Here is a 17,209-nt window from a genome sequence, read left to right as displayed (position 1 = left end):
TTGGGTTATTATCGTCTCGGCGTTACCCTACCCGCATTCGAACATAAAATACTTCTAGCTTGTGTAACGAGCTTGTTCTTGCGAGGTAAGGGGCTATGACCCAATTGTCTACACTGTCTTTAAAGGAAGGGTCTTCAAAGGAACGGTCTTCAAAAGAGCAGTCTTCAAAGGCAAGTTCTTCAGAGACGCGATCTTCAGCGCTACAGCAGGAGGCTTTTAGTGCTCCTGATGCCGCGCGCTTGACCCACCTCAAGCAATTAGAAGCCGAATCTATTCATATTATCCGTGAAGTCGCCGCTGAGTTCTCCAACCCAGTGATGATGTACTCCATAGGTAAAGACTCGTCGGTCATGCTGCATCTAGCGCGTAAAGCCTTTTATCCAGGTACACCGCCATTCCCGCTGATGCATGTAGATACAACCTGGAAATTTCGCGAAATGATCGAGTTTCGTAACCGCATGGCAGAAGAAGCGGGTATGGAGCTAATCGTGCATACCAACGAAGAGGGGCGGGCGGCCAATATCAACCCGTTCGATCACGGTAGTGCCAAATACACCGATATCATGAAAACCCAGGCGCTCAAGCAGGCGCTGGATAAATACGGTTTTGATGCAGCCTTTGGTGGCGCCCGCCGCGATGAAGAAGCCTCGCGTGCCAAAGAGCGCGTTTACTCGTTTCGCGATAAATACCACCGCTGGGATCCCAAGAATCAGCGCCCAGAGCTTTGGAACGTGTATAACGCCAAGGTCAATAAAGGCGAATCAATCCGCGTATTCCCGCTCTCCAATTGGACTGAGCTGGATATCTGGCAGTATATCTATCTGGAATCGATCCCCATTGTTCCTCTTTACTACTCTGCCAAGCGCCCGGTAGTCGAGCGCGACGGTATGCAGATTATGGTCGATGACGACCGCTTGCCTTTAGCGCCTGGTGAAGTGCCGGAAGAGAAGTCGGTGCGGTTTAGAACGCTAGGCTGCTACCCGCTGACCGGCGCTGTGGAATCGGAAGCTGCGACGCTTCCGGAAATTATTCAAGAGATGCTGCTGACTCGAACCAGTGAGCGAAGTGGTCGTGCCATTGACCGCGATCAAGTAGGTTCGATGGAGAAGAAAAAGCGCGAGGGGTACTTCTAATGTCTCATCAATCCAATTTAATCGCTGATAATATCGAGCAGTACCTACACGAGCATGAAAACAAAGATCTACTGCGCTTTATTACTTGCGGCAGCGTGGACGACGGAAAATCGACGCTAATCGGTCGCATGCTCCATGACTCAAAAATGATCTTTGAAGATCAGCTAGCGGCGATCACTCAGGCCTCTAAAACCAGCGGTACTACCGGTGATACCGTTGATTTGGCGCTATTAGTGGATGGCTTGCAGTCAGAGCGCGAGCAGGGTATCACCATCGATGTGGCGTACCGCTTTTTCTCTACCGATAAGCGCAAGTTTATTATTGCCGATACGCCTGGGCACGAGCAGTACACGCGCAACATGGCCACCGGTGCTTCCACCGCCAGCCTGGCGATTATTCTGATCGATGCCCGCTACGGGGTACAGACTCAGACCCGGCGCCATAGCTTTATCGCCGATCTGCTGGGTATTCAGCATCTGGTGATTGCGGTTAACAAGATGGATCTGGTGGGATTCTCCGAGCAGCGTTTTAATGAAATTGTTGCAGAATACCGTGCCTTTGCTGAGAACCTGCAAGCGCCGGATATTCGCTTTGTGCCAATGTCGGCGCTCAACGGCGACAACGTAGTGAATCGCAGCGAACAAACACCCTGGTATTTTACCAACAATTACCAAGGGGAAACGCTGATCGAGCTATTAGAGAGTGTCGAGATCACACGCGATCAGAACCTCAGCGATCTGCGTTTACCGGTTCAGTACGTTAACCGGCCCAATCTCGATTTTCGTGGCTACTGCGGCACCCTGGCTGCAGGTGTCATTCGCCCTGGGCAGGCGGTCAAGGTGTTACCTTCGGGCAAAACCTCTACCGTGGCGCGGGTCGTTACCTACGATGGTGATCTTGCCGCCGCTTATCCAGGCCAAGCAATTACTGTGACCTTGGAAGACGAAATCGATATCTCCCGCGGTGATTGGCTGGTGGCAGCGGATAGCGAATTGCCGCTTTCCAATACTTTCAAAGCCGATATTGTCTGGATGCATGAAGAGGTGTTAACGCCAGGCAAGCTTTATGATTTTAAGTTGGCGACGCGCGATCTTTCCGGGCAGGTAAGCGCCATTGATTACCAAATCGATGTCAATACGCTGGAAAAGCATATGACGCATTCGCTGGGCCTTAATGCGATTGCTCGCTGTGATGTGGAATTGACCGCGGCCATTCCGGTGGATAATTATCGCACCAGTCCTGGCACCGGCAGCTTTATCATCATTGATCGTCTGACCAATGTCACCGTAGGCGCCGGGATGATTCGTGGCACGGCAAGTGAGGTAGGCATTGCCACGCAGTCAACCGATTGGGCCGCCTTTGAACGCGAACTGAATGCGCTGGTGCGTAAGCATTTTCCCCATTGGGAAGCCAAAGATATCAGCGGCTTATTCAACCGCTAAAAAGCTTTGACACACCAGCACAGCGCCAAACACAACGGCCCGCTTTAAAAGCGGGCCGTTGTGTTTGGATGAGTTTAAATATTACTCAGCGTTAGGGAAAAACAGCTGCTGGCCGTCTACCTCAAAATCCGCAATCGCTTGCTGACCCTCTTCAGAGACCAACCACTCGTGCCACTGAGCCGCAAGATCGTGTTTCAGATCTGGGTGGCGCTCTTCAGAAAGCAGTAGGCTGCCGTACTGGTTAAACAGCGCTTCGTCGCCTTCAAACAGCAGCGTCAAATCCTGAGGATTTTCAAACGCGACCCAGGTGGCACGGTCGGTAAACGTATAGGCATCCATACCCGCCGCGGTGTTCAGTGTCGGCCCCATGCCGCTGCCCAGCTCACGATACCACTCGCCCTCAGCCGTCACTCCCGCATCTTCCCACAAACGCAGCTCAGCGCGGTTAGTGCCGCTGTCATCGCCGCGCGAAGCAAACGGGGACTCGCTTTCCGCTATGCGCTGCATGGCCTCAATGACGTTTTCACTGTCACTGATGCCCGCCGGGTCATCACTCGGCCCAACGATAACGAAGTCGTTGTACATCACGTTCAGGCGTTCAGTGGCATAGCCCTCCGCCACAAACTTCTCTTCACCCGCAGTGTCATGCACTAAAAGACTATCGGCATCGCCACGGCGACCGATTTCAAACGCCTGGCCGGTGCCGACAGCCACCACACGAACCTCGATGCCCGTTTCTTCGGTGAAGGTGGGGATGATCGCGTCGAACAAACCTGAATTTTCAGTGGAGGTGGTGGAAGCCAGGGTGATGTAATCATCGGCCGCCATCAGCGTGCCGCTAAAGGTCATACCCAGGGCGCCTGCCGTTATCAATGCGGTGGATTTCTTCATTTTATTGCTCCTTGCTCATTTTTGATTAGTCACAGAGTTCATGCTTTTCAGGGTTACCAAACCAGCTCACCCCGAATAAATGCCCCTGCCTCGGGTGAAGAGGGGGCAGTAAAAAAATCATTGGCTGGGGTATGTTCGAGTAATTCGCCGTTATGTAAAAAAAGCACATCGTTGGCTAAGCGACGCGCTTGATGTAAATCATGGGTAGTCATCACGATACGGGTACCGCTGTGATGGAACTCAAGCACCGCATCTTCCACTGCTTTGATGGCAGCGGGGTCTAGCGCGGAGGTAGGCTCGTCTAGAAACAGCACTTGGGGATTGAGCAGCCATGCTCGCGCCAGCGCCAAGCGCTGCTGCTCGCCGCCGGAAAGTACCCGCGCCGGGCGTCTGGCTAAATGGGCTAAGCCAAACTTCTCAAGTGCACTCATTGCCTGCGCTTTACGAGATAGTCCTTTTAGCTCGGGGCGCGGCGTTTTGTTGATGGCTAGCACAAAGGTGAGATTGTCCAGCGCTGAGCGACGCAACAGCACCGGGCGCTGAAACACCATGGCTTGTGGAGGTGGCTCGCCTTGCCAACGAACCGTGCCGTTAGTAGGCGTTAACAGGCCGTGGGCTAAGCGCATGAGTAGGCTTTTTCCCGCGCCGTTAGGGCCCATAATTAGCGTTCGCTGGCAGCCTGCCAAACGCAGGGTGGTTGGCTTGAGCAGCGTGTGACCACGATGAATAAAACTCACACTATCGAGTTCCAGTGCCGCGACGGGAGGAGTGTGGTGTGCATTCATCCCAACCGCCTTTTCGCCGTTTCGCCGATGACATGGGCAATTGCGTTAATCATGGTGACTAGAGTGAGCAGAATAATCCCCAAACCCAACGCCATGGGCAGGTTGCCCTTGCTGGTTTCCAGCACGATGCTGGTAGTCATTACACGCGTAACGCCATCGATATTGCCACCCACGATCATTACCGCGCCTACTTCCGCACTGGCGCGGCCAAAGCCAGCTAAGATCACCGTCAATAGCGCAAAGCGGGCATCCCACAACAGGGTAGGGATCATGCGGCTGCGTGTTAGACCCAAGGAGTTCAACTGTTCGGCATACTCGCCATGCAGTGCCTCGACTTGTTGGCGAGTAAGAGCGGCGATAATCGGCAGTACCAGAATCACTTGAGCGATGACCATCGCCGTGGGGGTAAACAGCAATCCCCATTCACCCAGCGGCCCTGCGCGTGAAAGCAGCAAATAAACGCACAACCCCGCAACCACTGGCGGTAAGCCCATCAGGGCATTAAGGGCGACAATCACCACGTTACGCCCGGGAAAGCGCCATAACGCGAGGGCGGCACCTAAGGGCAGTGCCATTAGGCTGGCGATAAACACCGCCATCAGCGATACCTGCAGCGACAGCATCACGATTGAGATTAAGGCGCTGTCCATGCTCATAATCAAAGCGAGGGCAGTGCTGAAGGCGTTGTCACTAGTCAGCATTGAGTATTGGCGTCGTTGTTAGGTTCGTTTCGGCATAATGTACCCAAAAATGACCGATTGCACTCTAGACTGAAATTGATGCAGTCTTATGCAAGGAAAATCATTGATGGCGTAACCGCAGCGAAGGAGCTTATCGCTATGACTGAACGGCATGCTTACTTAACCACTGCGGAAGTCGCCGACTACCTGCGCCTGAAGGAGCGCAAGGTGTATGACTTGGTCAGTCAGGGGCAGATCCCCTGCAGCCGGGTCACCGGCAAATTGCTGTTTCCACGTCAGCAGATCGATTTATGGGTACTGAGCCATTTGGAAGGGGATCAGGCGCAGCGGTTAACCGTGCCGCTTGTGGTGGCGGGCAGCCAGGATCCGCTATTAGAGTGGGCCGTGCGAGAAAGTGGTTCAGATTTGGCCATGCTGTGCCAAGGCAGCGGTGACGGCGTGCGTCGCCTGCTGGATGGCAAGGCCATGCTGGCAGGTATCCATTTACTGGACCCATCAACACAGCGCTATAACGAACCTAGTGCGCTCGGCTTAAGCGGAATGCGTGATCTGCTAATCGTCCGCTGGGCCACACGACGTCAAGGGCTGCTGGTGCCCACTGATAATCCGCTGAAGATCAAGGCGCTCAACGATTTAAAACGCCCACACTTGCGCGTGGCGCATCGTCAGCCTGAGGCGGGCGCGGCCCGCTTGCTTGGCTTTTTATTGCAGCAAGCGGGGATCGATAGCTCAGCGCTTAATTGGGCGCCGCATGCTTCTTTAAGTGAAGATGATTTGGCATTGAGTATTTGCCAGGGCGAGGCCGATGTGGGCCTGGGGGTAGAAGCCGCCGCCCATCGCCAGCAATTAGGTTTTGTTCCTCTCTGCGAGGAACCATTTGATTTAATTATGCAACGGCGCAGCTATTTCGAACCCGCCGTACAGCGGCTGATGGCGTTTGCTCAACAAGCCCGTTTCGCAGAGCGTTCAATCCAGTTGGGTGGTTACGCTATTGCTGAAACAGGCAAGATTATGCATAGCGCTTAGCGAAAATCCGCGTAAACCCTCGCCCATTCGGCGGGGATACAAGCGGGAGCCGCGCAGCGGCTCTATTCGGGGGGCTTTTGCCCTTGCACATAGGTCTTGAGCATTTCGATAGTTGCCCCACCTGCACTACAAGCAAAATACGACCGCGACCACAGAGCAGCGCTTTTGCTCAACCTCGGGATATGCGTATTCAAGAAGCGCACCCGTCGGGAGGATGTGGATTTCAAGTTGTTGACCATCACGCTGATCGACAGCTTCGGCGGATATTCAACAAGCAGGTGAACATGGTCTTCTTCACCATCGAACTCCAGGATGCGGCAGTCTAGTTTCTTGCAAGCAGAGTCAAACGCCTCTCGGAGCTGCCCGATCATATAGCCGTCGAACACTTTGCGCCGATACTTCGTCGTAAAAACAAGGTGAACCACTAGACGAGTGACACTATGTCGTCCTCGCCGATAGTCGTCATGCGCACTCACTTGTCATTCTTCACTGTAGCCCTTAATCTGTAGGCATCATAGCAGTGAGCACTGACATGCTGAAGGCCACCAAGATACGCATCTACCCCACGGCCGAGCAGAGGGAATTTTTGAATCGCCAGTTCGGCGCGGTGCGTTTCTGCTACAACACCGGCCTGCGTATCATGTCTCACCGCTACAAGCGCCACGGCCAGTCGCTAAGCGCGAAGCACGACCTCAAGAAGTTGCTGCCGGTTGCCAAGAAGTCCGGCAAGTATGGGTGGCTAAAAGAAGCGGATTCCATCGCTCTCCAGCAGGCATGCTTCAACCTCGATCATGCCTTCCAGTGCTTCTTCGACGCCAAGCAGAAAGCGGGTTACCCGCGCTTCAAGAGCAAGCGGGGAAAGCAATCCAGCTACCACTGCGTCGGCGTCAAGGCCGGCGACGACTGGATCAAGGTGCCCAAAGTCGGGCTGATCAGGGCCAAGGTTCATCGTAAGCTCGAGGGCAAGCTGAAAAGCATTACCCTGACGCGAACGGTCACTGGCAAGCACTACGCTTCGCTCCTCTTTGATGCCGAGCAAACCGTCCCTGAACCGACCCAATGCATTGAAGGCAGCCAAATCCTCGGCCTCGACATGGGGTTGTCGCACCTGTCGATTGACTCCACGGGACGTAAGGTCACGAATCCCTGCTTTCTCAAGGAAGCGCAGAAAAACCTTCGCCGCAAGCAGAAGGCGTTATCGCGCACGAAGAAAGGCAGCGCTCGCCGAGCCAAGGCACGACTGCTTGTCGCCAAGGCGCATGAGCGGGTCGCCAATGCCCGCAACGACTTCCAGCACAAGCTCTCTCGACAGATCGTTGACGACAACCAAGCGGTGATCGTTGAGACACTCCACGTCCACAACATGATGAAGAATCGCAAGCTCGCCAAGCACATCGGCGATGCGTCCTGGCATGCCCTGGTCACCAAGCTCGTCTATAAGGCCGAGCAGGCAGGCAAGCGCCTGGTCAAGCTCGACCCCTGGTACCCCAGCAGCAAGACCTGCCACGCATGCCGGCACAAAATGGACGCCATGCCGTTGAGCATGCGGTCGTGGGAGTGCCCCTCCTGCCATACCCTCCACGACCGGGACATCAATGCGGCGCTTAATATCAAACACCAAGGCATCATCCAGTTAAAGGCGGAAGGGCTGTCCGTCTCTGCCCATGGAGGCTCGCGTAAATCCGTCATGTCGCCGGTTGCTGCCTGAGAAGTGGGAAGCCTCGTCCGCTAGGAGGGGGAGCAGTCACCAGGGTAGCTTGACGCTGTTACTATATGCGCCACAATAGTGAAGCGTTACTGACGCAAATCATCACGAAAAGGAGAGCATGATGAAACAAGCACTGAATGGTAAACGAGTAGCTATTTTAGCCGCCGCTGGTTTTGAAGAGTCTGAGTTGAGCGTGCCGCGTGCCGCCTTGCAGAAAGAGGGTGTAGAGGTTCACATTGTAACGCCTGATGGTAAGGGCATTCGCGCTTGGGCGGAAACTGAGTGGGGCGATACCTACGAGGCTGATAAAGCTCTTGCCGATGTCAATGAGTCTGACTATCACGCGCTGGTTCTGCCCGGTGGCTTATTCAATCCCGACGAACTGCGCACTAACGATGAAGCGTTGAGCTTCGTAAAAGCGTTTTTCCAGGCAGGCAAGCCTGTCGCCGCTATATGCCATGCCCCATGGATTTTAATTAACGCAGGCGTGGTTGAAGGGCGTCGTATGACCTCTGTTCCTAGCGTTGCACAAGACCTTCTTAATGCTGGCGCTGAATGGGTGGATGAACCCGTCGTTGTCGACAGTGGCCTTGTGTCCAGCCGCACGCCAAAAGACTTGGATGCCTTTAATACCAAGTTACTCGAAGAATTGCAGGAAGGTCGTCACTCCGGTCAGCACGCTTGATGGGGCTATTGCGTCAGTGGGCAAGCTTTGCCAAAAGGCTTGTCCACGTTATTTCCAAACCCATCAAAGGAGACAGTAGCCGTGGGGGGATGGTGGTTCATCCTTACCGCGGCTATGGTTCCCAGAATGAAATATTTGTCATGGGCAGGGTTTTTCGTCAAGCCGCGCTGGGTCGGGCGATTCCCCGCCATGGTATGTTGCGTGATACGGCTGATGTCGCGCGGCGTATTTTTCGCCGTGGGCTTGCCGATGCGCAGGTAGAGGTTCGAATTGGTGATAATCAGCTTTGTGTCAGCACAGATCGCGATGGCTATTTCGATGTCCATTTGCCGATCAGTCATACCCTGCCGATTGATGTCTCCTGGCACCGCGCTGATATTTTGGTACATCGTGCGGACCAAACGACGGTGCGAACTCATGTAGAAGTCTACGTGCCACCGCCAGAAGCGGATTTGCTGGTGATTAGCGATATCGATGACACCGTTATGTTTACCGGTGTGGCAGAAAAGCTCAAAATGCTTTATCGCCTATTTGTAAAAAAACCCCACCGTCGCACTGCCTTTCCCGGCGTCGCATCGCTGTATCAGGCGTTGTATCGAGGCGTTAGTGAGCGCGCCGAACGGCCCATTTTATATGTCTCACGCGGGCCTTGGGCGATTTACGAAATGCTCGAAACGTTTTTTCAGATCAATCGTATCCCAGTAGGCCCCATCCTTTTCTTACGCGAATGGGGTATCTCATGGCGCCGTCCCTGGCCACGGCGTGCAGAAGAGCATAAACGCGAATTGATCGACCGCATGCTGACCCTCTACAACGATTTGCCGTGTATATTAATTGGTGACAGCGGCCAGCATGATCCAGAAGTGTACATTGAAATCGTTAAAGCCTACCCGAACCGTATTAAAGCCATTTATATACGGCGAGTGGATAAAGACCCCAAAAGAGAGGCGGCGATTCAGCGGTTGCGCGATGAGTTGGTCGGCACTCAATGTGATTTGGTACTAGCTGCCGATAGCGTGCTGATTGCTGAACATGCGCACGCCCAGGGCGATATTTCTATTCATGGTTTGCAGGCAGTCAAGCGCGATGTGGAAGAACACCGCAATAATCCCGCCTAAAAACCATCCAGCCTAACAATATGTCCGCTTAACAGTGTTGCCAAGCCAGCCCCCATGGTAAAAGCTACGCATCGGAGAAGTTTGTTTGACGACGGCTGTTTTTAGATGGTTGTTTGTACAAAGCTTTTTTGTGGACAGGAACTGCCATGGTTATTCTACTGATCATTTTTGCACTGGCTGTTTTTGTGCTCCCAAATATCTGGGCCAAGTGGGTGCTTAAGCGCTACACGAAGGGCCGTGACGATTATCCCGGTACAGGGGCCGAACTTGCCGATCATTTGCTACGCCGCCTGGGTGTTGAGGGCGCTAGCGTAGAGCGCACGGAGTTCGGTGACCATTACGATCCTGAGACACGCTGCGTGCGGCTTTCCCCGGATAACTACGATGGCCGTTCGCTTACCGCCGTCACCGTGGCTGCCCATGAAGTGGGGCATGCCATTCAGCATTATCAGGGGTATGCGCCATTAATAGCGCGCAGCCGGTTAGTTAGCGTAGCTCAAAAAGCCGAAAAACTCGGTGCTCTACTGATGATGGCCGCACCGTTTCTATTTTTATTAACACGCCTGCCGGGAGGCTTGGCAATCGTGATTGCCATGGCCGTCATTAGCTTTGGCACCGCAGCGGTGGTGCATCTAGTGACGCTGCCGGTGGAGTTCGATGCCAGCTTCAATCGGGCGCTACCGCTGTTGAAAGAGTACGTGCCGCCTGCCGACATGGCAGGTGCCCGGCATGTGCTCACCGCCTGCGCATTTACTTACGTGGCCGCTTCGCTGGCAAGCGTAATGAATCTGAGCCGCTGGCTGGTGATTTTGCGGCGGTAAGTAACGCTATCTCTTCAGCCCGTAGATTGTGTTAAATCCTGCCCCAGGGCTGCTATCGATGCCGCTAGCCAGTGATCGCAGCCAGCTGCGCATCGGCACGCTGAGCGAGGCCATCGCGGGAAAGTCTGGCCCTGTCACGGGCGTCGTCGCTGCCGAGTTGACTGGCATTGGCATCCACGTTGAGCAGCACGCTGTGCAGCGAGGCATGAATCAACCTAGCCCCAGCATGCGCGTCGCTAACAAACTGCTGCTCGATGTGTTCTCCCGCCTGCCGCGTCAGTGCCAGCGCCGCAGCACACAGCTGCGCCGTTTTCAGCGGCACTTCAACGGCAGTTTCGGCCGCCGCATGAAGGGCGCTTTGACGCCCTTCGTCCTCCTCATCCCGGCCGACGGCTGCCATGAACGCCTCAAAGGCAGCCACGTCTTCTTGGGCCAGCGGCGCTAGGCGCTGTTTAAGTGAGGCACCTTCATCAATCAACGCCTGACGCGGCGCCGCGGCGTCATGGCGCTGGCTCAGATGCAGCCCCTTGAGCACGAGCGCCAGGCCCAAGTCGGCACTCACCACGGCCACGGCGCCGCAGCCAGGCATCGGCTCGCGGGCCACGGTGTCGCGAAAATCGCTCAGTCTGTGCTCCCAGAGCGGTGCGGTGTTATCCGGCATGCGTCCTATCCTTTTTACATAGGGTAGTGGTTATACCCCAGCACGTTTCATGCTTTACACAATGCGCTCAAGTGCGGTTTTCAATGCTTGGCGCGTCTCGGGGCGCACGCAGCGCGACTGTTCCTGGCCATCCCTTAGAAAGATCAGCGTCGGCCAGAGCTTGACCCGGTATGACCGTCCCAGTCGTTTTCCCTTGCCATCCTCGACTCGCACATGGCGTACCCCAGGTGTCTGATCAATCACTTCCCTGATCAGTGGCTGCGCCGCACGACAGTAGCCGCACCAGGGCGTGCCAAATTCAACCACTACCGGCCCCTGACTGGCATCCAGTTCGCTTCGCTTTGGTACGATGCTATCGGGTAGGGTCATGTGTTCTCTCCTGAGAGAATGACAGGCCCCGCATCCCTGAAGGCCTGGTTAGTTTAGCGAATGATCAAGATAAACGCGATAAACCCGGTTTATTCGCCAATATCACCGCGCGACGCGGTGCGGGGTAGCCTTCAATGGTGCGGCTGCGGTCTTTCGGGTCAAGAAAATCGGCCAGCGATTGGTAGGTCATCCATTCTGTCGAGCGCTGCTCATCCAGCGTAGTGACCGCTTCATCCACCACGCGTACATTGGTAAAACCGCAGCGTTCCAGCCAGTGGCAGAGCGCTTTTGAAGAAGGCAGAAAGTAGACATTCGGCATGGCCGCATAACGTTCGCCGGGCACGAAGACGGTCTGCTCGTCGCCTTCCACTACCAGCGTTTCCAGCACCAGCTCGCCGCCCGGAACTAACGCGGCTTTTAACTGCTGCAGATGTTCCAACGGGGCAGGGCGATGGTAGAGCACGCCCATGGAAAATACCGTATCGAAAAAGCTCAGGTTCTCCGGCACGTCTTCTATACCCACGGGTAAGAACTGCGTTCTACCGTCATCGGCATCGCCGACGAAGTGGCGTACCGCCTGAAACTGCCAGTAGAAGCGCGGCGAAGGGTCGATCACCAGCACAAACGCAGCCCCAGCCCCTGCCATCCGCCAGGCGTGGTAACCGCTGCCACCGCCCACGTCGAGTACCTTACGGTATTTTAGCGGCGCCAAGTGGGGAGCCACTCTCTGCCACTTCCAGTCTGAGCGCCACTCGGTATCGATGTAAATCCCGCCCAGTTGAAAAGGGCCTTTACGCCAGGGGGCAAGCTTTCTTAGCAGGTTAAAACACTGGCGCTGCTGGCTATTGCTAAGAGCAAGATCAACGCTGACGGAGTCGCTGTTTAAGTCCACGCGCCGCTCGGCGGGCAGCACCGGAAGCTTAGCCACGGCTTTTTCCCAGGCGGATAAATCGCCGTGGCGGTTACGGTCAAGCCCGTGAGCTAACTGCTCGGGAAGCTTCGCTAGCCAGGGTGTTAGCGAGGCATCAAGCGTCGCTTGATCTAAAAACGCTTGATAAATTGCGCGATGATCGTCGGGTAACGGCGCCACCTTTAACCCTCCTTAAACGCAATTAGCGAGGCAAAGTTAAGGTACTGGAACCAGGTCATCGAGCGTGGAAAGCCAGCCTGCTTCAAGCGGCCATGGAGGGCGTCGAGGGTATCCGGTACCAGTACGTTTTCAAGGGCGGTGCGCTTTTGGCTAATTTCCAGGTCGCTATAGCCATTGGCACGCTTGAAATCATGGTAGCGCTCGACCCGCCAGGCATTATCGCGCTCGTCGGCATCCACGGTTTTCTCCGAGAGAATCAGCACGCCGCCGGGTTCCAGTGCTGTATAAAGCCGCGCCAGTAGCGCATCGCGGTCGGCGGCGGGTAGAAACTGTAGGGTAAAATTGAGAATGATCATGCCCGAAGGTGCATACTCTAGGGTACGAATGTCGGCTTCTTCGACCTGCATAGCGTACGCTGGGCACTCATCGGCAAAAGTTTGCCGAGCCTGGGCGACCATGGCGGGCGATAGGTCAACGCCCGTATAGCGAAAGGCGTCGGGTGCCAGCGCCCCTGCCAGCGCAAGGCCGGAAGCGCCCAGTGAGCAGCCCAAATCATAGACATGGGCGCCGTGGCGCAGGTGGCGCTGGGCAATTAAGCTCAGCATGCCAAGAATTTGCCCGTAGCCGGGTACCGAACGGCGGATCATGTCAGGAAAGCAGGCGACTACCTTTTCGTCGAAAGAGAACCGCGCAACTCGGTCAAGGGGTGTCGAAAAGATAGCGTCACGGTAAGATGCATCACTCATGGGCAAGCCGGGATCATGGAAAAGGCGTGCTAGTTTACGCGCCCTTAATTGACGAGAACAGGCCTGTCTAGCACAGACTCACATAGAACAGCCCTGTTTAAGGTTATTAACCTGTTTAATGAACCCCGCTGCAAGGATTGACGCCACTGGAGAAGCTAAATGGCCTCAGCATCAAGCGCTACACCCGATACGTTACCGGCATGGCAAACGCTAAAGCATCACGCTGAAACGCTGCAGCACGTTCACTTGAAAACGCTGTTTGGCACCGAGCCCTCCCGCTGGGAAAGCTTTACTCGCCAGGTGGCGGGTTTGACGCTGGATCTTTCCAAGCAGCGCTGGGATGACGATACGCTCGAGCATCTGTTTACGCTGGCTAGCGAAGCGGGCGTCCCCTCTGCCATTGAGGCGCTGCTGAGCGGTAAGCGAGTGAATGTCAGCGAAAACCGCCCGGCGTTACACACGGCGTTGCGTTTGCCTGCCGATGCGACACTGGAGGTTGAGGGTGAAGATATCGTTGCCGCTGTGCACGAAAGCCTTGCCCAAATGGAACGCTTGGTTAGCCGGCTGCACGCAGGGCAGTGGCGTGGTGCCACCGGCAAGCCGATTCGACATGTGGTTAATCTAGGCGTAGGCGGTTCAGATCTGGGCCCACTAATGGTGACCCATGCGTTGACAGATTTCCGGCCCAAAGATATTCATCCGGTTGAGGTGCATTTTGCTTCCACCATGGATGGCTCCCAGCTAGCGGACTATCTGAGCCGGTTGAATCCTGAAACCACTATCTTTGTGTTGTCATCCAAGTCGTTCACCACCATTGATACGCTCTCCAACGCTAACACTGCTCGCGAATGGCTATTGGGCCGCTTAACCCAGCATGGCGCGACGCCGATTAGCGCTGAGCTGGTGGTGCGTCAGCACTTTATCGGTGTGTCGGCGAGCCCTGAGAAAATGACCGAGTGGGGCATCGCTGACGATCACCAGTTAACCTTCTGGGAGTGGGTAGGCGGACGCTACTCGCTGTGGGGCACCATTGGCTTACCGATTGCGCTAGTCGTGGGGATGGATAATTTTCGCGAATTTCTAGCCGGTGCCCACGCCATGGATCGCCACTTTTCTGAAGCGCCCATGGAAGATAACTTACCCATACTGCTTGGCTTGGCGGGCATCTGGAACGTCAATTTTCTGGATATCCGTGCGCACTCCATTCTGCCCTACGACGGTCGGTTGGAGTATTTCGCTGCCTATCTTGAACAGCTTGAGATGGAGTCCAACGGCAAATCGGTTACCCGTCAAGGCCAGCCGATTAACTACTCTACCTGTCCGGTGCTCTGGGGGCAGCTTGGCCCCAATGCTCAGCATGCTTTTTATCAGCTACTGCATCAGGGCACGCAAGCGGTAGTGTGTGATTTTATTGCGCCACTCAAGCGTTACGACGAGGTGGAAGACCCGGATACCCGCCGCCATCTGAAAACTCAGCACCGTCTGGCGCTGGCTAACTGCTTTGCTCAGTCCCGGGTGCTTATGCTGGGCGATGACGCCTTGGAAGATGATGGCCCGCGGCCAGAACACAAGCGCTACCGTGGCAACCAACCTTCGACGACGGTGCTGCTTGACCAGCTGACGCCCGCAACCCTGGGCTCACTTATCGCTCTTTACGAGCACAAGGTCTTTGTTCAGGCGGTGATTTGGGATATCAACCCGTTCGACCAGTGGGGCGTTGAGCTGGGCAAACAGATTGCCACGGATACCCAGAAAATTATCGACCATGAGGGAGATCTATCGCGGATGGATGCTTCCAGTAAGGGATTGATTGAGGCATTTTGGGCGGCAGAGCAGGAGTGAGCCGTGCAATTTTGTCGCTAGTATATTGTGGACACATACAGAAAGGGCGCCGTGGATAAGTCGTAGAGGGGGTCATTTGCCATGGCCGGCAAATGTAGCGCCCAGGGATGGGTTTACAGCGCCCCCTCGTAGACTTATCGACGGGGAAGCCCTTTCTGCTTCGCCATTGATAAGCATGGCTAGATATACAGCTTTTTGCTTTTCCGCTATCCTGTGCGTCTTTGCAAGCCGCCAATTACGCGTTTCAGCATTCAATATGGCTGCCAGTACGATTTTTCAGGGAACCGACGTTACATGACCCAGTTTGATGCCTCTCAGTACGGCGCGAGCTCCATCGAAGTCCTGTCGGGCCTCGAGCCGGTACGTAAGCGTCCCGGTATGTATACCGACACCACTCGCCCCAACCACCTTGCCCAGGAAGTCATTGATAACAGCGTCGATGAAGCGCTGGCGGGCCATGCTACCGAGATTAACGTCGTGCTACATAGCGATGGCGGTATTGAGGTGCAGGATAATGGCCGGGGTATGCCGATTGATCTGCACCCAGAGCACGGTGTTTCAGGCGTTGAGCTGATCTTTACCAAGCTGCACTCGGGCGGCAAATTCTCCTCCACCAGCTACCGCTTCTCGGGTGGCCTACACGGGGTGGGGGTGTCGGTGGTTAATGCGCTATCGCGCCGGCTAGATGTCGAAGTCACCCGTGATGGCGCACGCCATGCCATGGCGTTTGAGTTCGGCGAGAAAGTCGAAGAGCTACATGAGATTGGTAAAGCTCCCAAGCGGGCAAGCGGAACTCTGGTGCGTTTCTGGCCGGATGAAAGCTACTTCGATAGCCCCAAGTTAGCGCTAACCCGGCTGAAGCACCTGCTGCGTGCCAAAGCGGTGCTGTGTCCCGGCTTAAAAGTCACGCTGGTAGAACCTGACGGCACCTCCACCGAGTGGGAGTTTGCCGATGGCCTGCGCGACTATCTCGTCGAAGCCACTGATGGCTATGAAGTGCTGCCCCGGGAGCCTTTTGTGGGCCACTTCAACGACGACGAGCACGGTGTCGATTGGGCGATTCAGTGGCTACCGGAAGGCGGTGAAGCGCTGCTGGAGAGCTACGTTAACCTGATACCCACCCCCCAGGGCGGCACCCATGTAAACGGCTTTCGTTCCGGGCTGCTGGACGCGCTGCGTGAGTTCTGCGAATACCGCAGCCTGTTGCCCCGCGGCATCAAACTCACCGCCGATGATCTTTGGGAGCGCACCTCCTTTGTGCTCTCGGTCAAAATGCTCGACCCACAGTTTGCCGGACAAACCAAAGAGCGGCTCTCATCGCGTACGATTGCCGGTTTTGTTTCTGGCGTTGTTAAAGACGCTTTCTCGCTCTGGCTGAATCACCACGTGGATCAAGCCGAAGCGATTGCCGAGCTGGTCATCAGCGCGGCGCAAAACCGTCAGAAAAAAGCCAAAAAAGTGGCCCGTAAAAAAGTCACTTCCGGCCCGGCCCTGCCCGGTAAGCTGGCGGACTGCTCCGGCCAGGATCCTGCCCAGAGCGAACTGTTTTTGGTCGAAGGGGACTCGGCAGGCGGCAGTGCCAAGCAGGCGCGTAACCGCGAGACCCAGGCGATACTGCCGCTACGCGGTAAAATCTTAAATACCTGGGAAGTGGAAACCCACGATATCTACGGCTCCCAGGAAGTGCACGATATTGCCGTCGCCATTGGTGCCGACCCCGGCAGCGCTGATCTGGAAAAACTGCGCTACCACAAAATCTGTATTCTCGCCGATGCCGACTCCGACGGCCTGCACATTGCCACGCTGCTCTGCGCGCTGTTTGTGCGCCACTTCCCGAGCTTGGTAGATGCAGGCCATGTGTACGTGGCAATGCCGCCACTGTACCGCATTGATCTAGGCAAAGAGGTGCACTACGCCCTGGACGAGAGCGAAAAAGCCGCGATTCTCAAGCAACTGGCCAACAAGCGCGGTACGCCTAATGTGCAGCGCTTTAAAGGCCTCGGTGAGATGAGCCCGCTACAACTGCGTGAAACCACCATGTCGACGGAAACTCGACGCCTCGTCCAGCTCACTTTAACGGAGGGCGACGGCACCATGGAAATGATGGATATGCTGCTGGCTAAAAAACGCGCCAGTGACCGCAAAAAGTGGCTGGAAGATTACGGCAACCTCGCAGACATTGAGGTATAAC

Annotated in this window: 17 protein-coding genes; 9 read left to right on the top strand and 8 right to left on the bottom strand. The window is 55.4% G+C overall.

Features of this window, described 5'->3' with window-relative positions; genetic code table 11:
• Positions 1–95 precede the first annotated feature (95 nt).
• Positions 96–1,133, top strand: a complete 1,038-nt coding sequence (cysD, locus tag V8L71_RS01440) for a sulfate adenylyltransferase subunit CysD (RefSeq protein ID WP_336273001.1) — start codon at positions 96–98, stop codon at positions 1,131–1,133.
• Positions 1,133–2,575: a sulfate adenylyltransferase subunit CysN gene (cysN, locus tag V8L71_RS01435; protein ID WP_336273000.1), complete on the top strand. Its 1,443-nt coding sequence runs from the start codon at positions 1,133–1,135 to the stop codon at positions 2,573–2,575. The genes cysD and cysN overlap by 1 nt, the downstream gene beginning before the upstream one ends.
• Positions 2,576–2,656: 81 nt before the next feature.
• Here cysN and V8L71_RS01430 read toward each other — a convergent pair whose 3' ends face one another.
• Genes V8L71_RS01430 through V8L71_RS01420 form a run of 3 tightly spaced genes read right to left on the bottom strand, consistent with a single transcriptional unit; the run spans position 2,657 to position 4,952 of the window.
• Positions 2,657–3,466 (bottom strand): ABC transporter substrate-binding protein, encoded by an 810-nt coding sequence (locus V8L71_RS01430; RefSeq protein WP_336272999.1) that lies wholly within the window; start codon positions 3,464–3,466, stop codon positions 2,657–2,659.
• A 53-nt stretch (positions 3,467–3,519) separates the two neighbouring features.
• Positions 3,520–4,251, bottom strand: a complete 732-nt coding sequence (locus V8L71_RS01425; protein WP_336272998.1) for an ATP-binding cassette domain-containing protein — start codon at positions 4,249–4,251, stop codon at positions 3,520–3,522.
• On the bottom strand, positions 4,248–4,952 hold the full coding sequence (locus V8L71_RS01420) for an ABC transporter permease (protein ID WP_336272997.1): 705 nt from the start codon (positions 4,950–4,952) through the stop codon (positions 4,248–4,250). The genes V8L71_RS01425 and V8L71_RS01420 overlap by 4 nt, the downstream gene beginning before the upstream one ends.
• A 138-nt stretch (positions 4,953–5,090) precedes the next feature.
• Here V8L71_RS01420 and V8L71_RS01415 point away from each other — a divergent pair, with 138 nt between their 5' ends.
• Positions 5,091–5,978 carry a substrate-binding domain-containing protein gene (locus V8L71_RS01415; protein ID WP_336272996.1) on the top strand — a complete coding sequence of 296 codons (888 nt, stop codon included), beginning with the start codon at positions 5,091–5,093 and terminating at the stop codon, positions 5,976–5,978.
• Positions 5,979–6,040: 62 nt separating this feature from the next.
• Here V8L71_RS01415 and tnpA read toward each other — a convergent pair whose 3' ends face one another.
• Positions 6,041–6,454 carry an IS200/IS605 family transposase gene (tnpA, locus tag V8L71_RS01410; protein ID WP_336272995.1) on the bottom strand — a complete coding sequence of 138 codons (414 nt, stop codon included), beginning with the start codon at positions 6,452–6,454 and terminating at the stop codon, positions 6,041–6,043.
• A 56-nt stretch (positions 6,455–6,510) separates the two neighbouring features.
• On the opposite strand from tnpA, the gene V8L71_RS01405 reads away from it, so the two are divergent.
• The 4 genes from V8L71_RS01405 to V8L71_RS01390 all read left to right on the top strand — a co-directional run bounded on the left by V8L71_RS01405 (position 6,511) and on the right by V8L71_RS01390 (position 10,310).
• On the top strand, positions 6,511–7,686 hold the full coding sequence (locus tag V8L71_RS01405) for an RNA-guided endonuclease InsQ/TnpB family protein (protein ID WP_336272994.1): 1,176 nt from the start codon (positions 6,511–6,513) through the stop codon (positions 7,684–7,686).
• Between the two features lie 121 nt (positions 7,687–7,807).
• Positions 7,808–8,371: a type 1 glutamine amidotransferase domain-containing protein gene (locus V8L71_RS01400; protein WP_336272993.1), complete on the top strand. Its 564-nt coding sequence runs from the start codon at positions 7,808–7,810 to the stop codon at positions 8,369–8,371.
• On the top strand, positions 8,371–9,489 hold the full coding sequence (locus V8L71_RS01395) for an App1 family protein phosphatidate phosphatase (RefSeq protein WP_336272992.1): 1,119 nt from the start codon (positions 8,371–8,373) through the stop codon (positions 9,487–9,489). The genes V8L71_RS01400 and V8L71_RS01395 overlap by 1 nt, the downstream gene beginning before the upstream one ends.
• Before the next feature lie 146 nt (positions 9,490–9,635).
• Positions 9,636–10,310 (top strand): zinc metallopeptidase, encoded by a 675-nt coding sequence (locus V8L71_RS01390; protein WP_176304163.1) that lies wholly within the window; start codon positions 9,636–9,638, stop codon positions 10,308–10,310.
• Positions 10,311–10,374: 64 nt separating this feature from the next.
• On the opposite strand, the gene V8L71_RS01385 is transcribed toward V8L71_RS01390, so the two are convergent.
• The 4 genes from V8L71_RS01385 to cmoA form a co-directional block, all read right to left on the bottom strand.
• A complete protein-coding gene (locus tag V8L71_RS01385; protein WP_336272991.1) occupies positions 10,375–10,971 on the bottom strand; it encodes a cyclodeaminase/cyclohydrolase family protein in 597 nt (198 codons plus the stop codon).
• A gap of 54 nt (positions 10,972–11,025) precedes the next feature.
• On the bottom strand, positions 11,026–11,340 hold the full coding sequence (locus tag V8L71_RS01380) for a thioredoxin family protein (RefSeq protein ID WP_336272990.1): 315 nt from the start codon (positions 11,338–11,340) through the stop codon (positions 11,026–11,028).
• A gap of 64 nt (positions 11,341–11,404) precedes the next feature.
• Positions 11,405–12,430: a tRNA 5-methoxyuridine(34)/uridine 5-oxyacetic acid(34) synthase CmoB gene (cmoB, locus tag V8L71_RS01375; protein ID WP_336272989.1), complete on the bottom strand. Its 1,026-nt coding sequence runs from the start codon at positions 12,428–12,430 to the stop codon at positions 11,405–11,407.
• Between the two features lie 2 nt (positions 12,431–12,432).
• Entirely contained in the window at positions 12,433–13,176 is a 744-nt protein-coding gene (gene cmoA / locus V8L71_RS01370; protein WP_336272988.1) for a carboxy-S-adenosyl-L-methionine synthase CmoA, read from the bottom strand.
• 159 nt (positions 13,177–13,335) lie between these two features.
• Here cmoA and pgi point away from each other — a divergent pair, with 159 nt between their 5' ends.
• Both pgi and parE read left to right on the top strand, forming a co-directional pair.
• Positions 13,336–15,018 (top strand): glucose-6-phosphate isomerase, encoded by a 1,683-nt coding sequence (gene pgi / locus V8L71_RS01365; protein WP_336272987.1) that lies wholly within the window; start codon positions 13,336–13,338, stop codon positions 15,016–15,018.
• A 294-nt stretch (positions 15,019–15,312) separates the two neighbouring features.
• Complete coding sequence (gene parE / locus V8L71_RS01360; protein WP_336272986.1) at positions 15,313–17,208, top strand: DNA topoisomerase IV subunit B; 1,896 nt, start codon at positions 15,313–15,315, stop codon at positions 17,206–17,208.
• The last annotated feature ends 1 nt before the right edge of the window (position 17,209 follow it).

It is taken from the genome of Vreelandella indica, assembly GCF_037070225.1.
In the GTDB taxonomy this organism is placed as follows: Bacteria; Pseudomonadota; Gammaproteobacteria; order Pseudomonadales; family Halomonadaceae; genus Vreelandella; species Vreelandella arctica.
Note: the sequence above shows the minus strand (reverse complement) of the source record. Positions and strands in the feature narration are given on the sequence as shown.

Excerpts from the sequence above, each read along its gene's own strand:
- cysD (WP_336273001.1), top strand. The coding sequence starts at position 96 with ATGACCCAATTGTCTACACTGTCTTTAAAGGAAGGGTCTTCAAAGGAA.
- cysN (WP_336273000.1), top strand. The coding sequence starts at position 1,133 with ATGTCTCATCAATCCAATTTAATCGCTGATAATATCGAGCAGTACCTA.
- V8L71_RS01430 (WP_336272999.1), bottom strand. The coding sequence starts at position 3,466 with ATGAAGAAATCCACCGCATTGATAACGGCAGGCGCCCTGGGTATGACC.
- V8L71_RS01425 (WP_336272998.1), bottom strand. The coding sequence starts at position 4,251 with ATGAATGCACACCACACTCCTCCCGTCGCGGCACTGGAACTCGATAGT.
- V8L71_RS01420 (WP_336272997.1), bottom strand. The coding sequence starts at position 4,952 with ATGCTGACTAGTGACAACGCCTTCAGCACTGCCCTCGCTTTGATTATG.
- V8L71_RS01415 (WP_336272996.1), top strand. The coding sequence starts at position 5,091 with ATGACTGAACGGCATGCTTACTTAACCACTGCGGAAGTCGCCGACTAC.
- V8L71_RS01405 (WP_336272994.1), top strand. The coding sequence starts at position 6,511 with ATGCTGAAGGCCACCAAGATACGCATCTACCCCACGGCCGAGCAGAGG.
- V8L71_RS01400 (WP_336272993.1), top strand. The coding sequence starts at position 7,808 with ATGAAACAAGCACTGAATGGTAAACGAGTAGCTATTTTAGCCGCCGCT.
- V8L71_RS01395 (WP_336272992.1), top strand. The coding sequence starts at position 8,371 with ATGGGGCTATTGCGTCAGTGGGCAAGCTTTGCCAAAAGGCTTGTCCAC.
- V8L71_RS01390 (WP_176304163.1), top strand. The coding sequence starts at position 9,636 with ATGGTTATTCTACTGATCATTTTTGCACTGGCTGTTTTTGTGCTCCCA.
- V8L71_RS01385 (WP_336272991.1), bottom strand. The coding sequence starts at position 10,971 with ATGCCGGATAACACCGCACCGCTCTGGGAGCACAGACTGAGCGATTTT.
- V8L71_RS01380 (WP_336272990.1), bottom strand. The coding sequence starts at position 11,340 with ATGACCCTACCCGATAGCATCGTACCAAAGCGAAGCGAACTGGATGCC.
- cmoA (WP_336272988.1), bottom strand. The coding sequence starts at position 13,176 with ATGAGTGATGCATCTTACCGTGACGCTATCTTTTCGACACCCCTTGAC.
- pgi (WP_336272987.1), top strand. The coding sequence starts at position 13,336 with ATGGCCTCAGCATCAAGCGCTACACCCGATACGTTACCGGCATGGCAA.
- parE (WP_336272986.1), top strand. The coding sequence starts at position 15,313 with ATGACCCAGTTTGATGCCTCTCAGTACGGCGCGAGCTCCATCGAAGTC.